The following is a 677-nucleotide window of genomic DNA, read 5'->3' on the forward strand; positions in this document are numbered from 1 at the left end:
CGCGCGCTTTGTGTCGACAGCCCGTCCAGCATGGCGCGCTCGGACGTGTAGCGGATCAGCCCGGACGGATACTGCATCTTGTCCATCACCTGCTCGCAGGCATCGATACAGGCGCCGCAGCCAATGCACATGTATTGCAGGCCCTCGCGGATGTCGATGCCGGTCGGACAGACCTGCACGCACAGGCTGCAATCGACACAGTCGCCCAGCCCCGCGGCCTTGTGGTCGACCTTGCGCGAACGGCCGCCGCGCGGATCGCCGCGACGTTTGTCATAGGTCACGACGAAGGTATCGGGATCGACCATCACGCTCTGGAAGCGCGCGTACGGGCACATGTACTTGCAGACCGACTCGCGCATGAAGCCGGCGTTGCCCCAGGTGGCGAAGCCGTAGAACACCATCCAGAACCACTGCCACGGCCCCAGCTGCAGCGTGAACAGCTCGTGCCCCAGCTCGCGGATCGGCGCGAAGTAGCCGATGAAGGTGGAGCCCGTCCACCAGGCCAGCGCGATCCACAGGAAGTGCTTGGTGACCTTCAGGCGCGCCTTGCGCCAGGTCCAGGGCGATTCATCCAGGCGGATGCGGGCGACGCGGTCGCCTTCGACCTTGCGCTCGATCCACATGAAGATCTCGGTGTAGACCGTCTGCGGACAGGCGTAGCCGCAGAACAGCCGCCC

Annotated in this window: 1 protein-coding gene; it reads right to left on the reverse strand. The window is 65.3% G+C overall.

Going from position 1 to position 677, the window contains the following annotated elements; translation table 11 throughout:
* Nucleotides 1–677: cytochrome c oxidase accessory protein CcoG (gene ccoG, locus HV742_RS32035; RefSeq protein WP_175147289.1), on the reverse strand; the 677-nt coding region annotated here is incomplete at both ends.

Origin of the sequence: Achromobacter ruhlandii, from assembly GCF_902859695.1 — a bacterium.
In the GTDB taxonomy this organism is placed as follows: Bacteria; Pseudomonadota; Gammaproteobacteria; order Burkholderiales; family Burkholderiaceae_B; genus Achromobacter; species Achromobacter ruhlandii.